2 protein-coding genes are annotated in these 3,069 nt (G+C 54.1%); both read left to right on the top strand.

The genetic code is table 11. The features are described from left to right. Nucleotides 1-127 precede the first annotated feature (127 nt). A complete protein-coding gene (locus ABSG49_RS12105) occupies nt 128-1,507 on the top strand; it encodes an XkdF-like putative serine protease domain-containing protein (RefSeq protein WP_424026390.1) in 1,380 nt (459 codons plus the stop codon). Beyond that, on the top strand, nt 1,504-2,922 hold the full coding sequence (locus tag ABSG49_RS12100) for a hypothetical protein (RefSeq protein WP_424026389.1): 1,419 nt from the start codon (nt 1,504-1,506) through the stop codon (nt 2,920-2,922). Before ABSG49_RS12105 ends, ABSG49_RS12100 begins: the two co-directional genes overlap by 4 nt. The last annotated feature ends 147 nt before the right edge of the window (nt 2,923-3,069 follow it).

The following is a 3,069-nucleotide window of genomic DNA, read 5'->3' as shown; positions in this document are numbered from 1 at the left end:
ATGAAACCGTCTGCGCCGGATCGACCTGCTCCTCGAATTACACATGGATTCTGGTCTATGCTCCTCAAGGAGGGTACTGATCATGCCCGTTGGAGGGGAAGCGACCTTTCAGGGTTGCGTCGATAAAATGAAAAGTAAGGAGGGGTACACGGACGAAGTAGCGCACAAGGTCTGCGGCAAGCTCGAACAGCAGGCCAAGAAAGGAATGCTCTCACCCGATCAAGCAACGATCGCAGAAGGTACAACTGTCGCTAAAGCCCCGCATGATATCGAATGGGGTTTTGATATCCAAGGGATCCTTGCCAGCACCCGGAAGATCCGGGGGACCTTCCATGTCCCGAAAGTGGACAAGGATAATGAGTACATTACCGAAGAGGCGATGGATAAGGCAATGCACGATTACATGCACCTGCCGATCATCTCGGAATACCACAAGGAACGTCCGATCGGGATTGTGATAAAGAGCTGGAAGACCAAGGAGGGCGAGTATCAGTTTGAAGGTGTGATGAAGGAGACTCCGGACTGTGATGATGTCTGGGAGAAGGTAAAGAAAGGCGAATACGATATGCTCTCGATTGCCGGTAAACGTACTGACATTTCCAGCGAGTGCAGTACCCACCCGCTCCTGAGAAGCAAAGACCGGCCCTGCGTGACAAAAGGGTTACGTCTGGACTCGATCTCTGCCTGCGATGAAGGAGCGCGTAATGACGAGACGCATCTTGAGCCGGTGACGAAAGCGCGTGAAGAGACCGGGCCGTATCTCTTAACAACTGAACTTGAATTAGAACAAGTTAACTTTATTAAGGCTACGAACGCAGAATCTTCACTAATCCACGTTGTTACAGATGGAACGCGGAAAAAGGATGGTAATATGCCTGATTGTTCAAAAGGAAAATCCGGAATGCCTCTGACCAAAGGTGAAACCGGGTCCGACAAGGAGAAGCTTGGCGAGGACTCGAAGACCGAAGGAAAGAAAGAGGGGTACGAAGGCCGCAAGAATGCGGAGGAAAAGAAAGAGGAAAAAGAGTGGGATGACAAGCCCGAAGGTGAAGGTGCTGACAAGACCACTGAGAAAAAGGCCGAGCCTGAAGGTGAAAAGACCGAAGAGTCTGAAACCAAGGAGATCCTGCGGTCAATGCACGCCATGATGAAGGAACTTCACTCTCACATCATGGCCTCCGGGGAAGGCAAGGAGTATAAGAAAGGCGAGGAGACCAAACTCGCACCGCCCATGAAGAAATCGCTCAAGGACGGCAAGCCCGGGCAGGAGACTCCTGAGGAAGTCGGCGAGCAGCGAGAGATCGATAAGAAAGGTGAGGGCAATGTCAAGAAAGCCCAGAGCCTTGAACTTGAGCTGCAGAAAGCGCTCAAGCGGATCGAGACTCTTGAGAGCATGGAGTTCCAGAAAGGATCCCCCGTGATCATTCAGGAGACCAAACCCGAAGAGGGGCGCAAGCTTTCGACTGCCGACGCCATCATGAAAGCGAACAAGGGGAAGTTACGATGAGAGCAAAAAGAGCAAATCTGACCATTCAGAAAGGAATGGCAGTGTCCCAGACAAAGGGACTTGGCCTTGATCTCGGGTTCCATCAGCGTGACCGGGATTTCGGTAACGGCATGTGGGGCAATGTCCCGGATCATTCAGCCGTTGACACTACGAAGGCAGCAGCCTACTCACAGAAGATCTTTTCCGAAATGGGTCTCATGGATGTCCCGCTCGCTCCGGCCATCCCGGACGACCTGGTCCGGAAAGCCTGCGGTCTGGGTGCATATGCCCACAGGTACGATGAAGGCGAACCTGCCGACAAGCTGGAAGACCAGCTTATGAAGGCCAAGATCAACACCATCGTCACGCTCGCCCGTGGTTCCGAAATCGCAATGGAAGCCTTCGGGATCCGGAAGGCTGACCGTGAGAACCTCGACTATCTGCTGGATCTCGACATCCAGAAAGCGACTGACACTACCTCAAACCTGATGCACGTCATCGCTGACCAGAACGTCGCGTACCTCTACAAGCGTGCGTATCCGATCCAAGCACTCATTCCCACAGAAGCCAATAAGGGGAAGACTGCGAACTGGGATGCAATCGCACCGTTCGATCTCGGGTCATGGGGACCCATCACGGAAGATGCCGAACTTGTCGATTCGTCACAGGCTCCGTATAACCGGTCGCAGGTCGTCAAGTACTTCGCCACCGTGTTCCGTGTCACCAAAGCCGCACAGTTCGCCGGGCTGGCACAGATCCCGCCCCGTGACATGCTGGCAATCAGGATCGATGCCGCACAGGACGCGATGCGGGCAGGCAGGGAACGTGCAATGCTCGGGGTCAATCTCTCGATCAACGACACGAACTTCGCCTTCCGGCCCACACTCTCGCTGACCACAGATTCAACGAACCTGTACTTCAACGGGATCTACCAGATGCTCCAGAACAACACGTCAGGAGCGACATCGAACCAGACCTGGGTAGCGTCCAGCGGGAACAGCTACAACCAGATCAACACTGATCTCGGGACCACGTACCGCTACATGCGGAAGTTTGGCATGATGCCGAACCTTGCGATCACCGATCTCCGGACGTTCACGATCTACAAGCAGGGCTTACAGGACTTCTTCCGGTCAGCACCGGTCACCACATTCCACCAGGGGATCTCAAAGGTCTACCTTTCGTTCCCCGGAGGCCCGGACGGTCTGCCGTTAATCGCAACCGAGTTCCTGCCGCAGACTGCCGGACAGGGCGCGATCTTCCTGATCGATACCGCAATGATGTCTCGCCGGTCACTCTGGCAGGACATGTTTGAGGACCTCGCCAAGATCAACCTCTCACAGAAAGGCGTGATCTCATGCGCCGAGACCTTCATCGACAAGAGCGATGTCAACGGAACAAGCACCCTCCAAGGAGGGGTCATAGGCATCGCATAAGGAGGGAAAAGTAACATGACAGCAGCAGCAGACAAAACCGCAGGACTGTACCGGAGCAACACGCAGGGCATCATGCCAATCCAGCTCTATGTCCTGAAGGTCACACAGAGCGACTGGATCAACCTTTCCAATATTCGGGGCATATGG

Source organism: Methanoregula sp., assembly GCF_049510175.1.
Taxonomy (GTDB): Archaea; Halobacteriota; Methanomicrobia; order Methanomicrobiales; family Methanospirillaceae; genus Methanoregula.
This window is presented reverse-complemented; position numbering and strand designations above follow the sequence as displayed.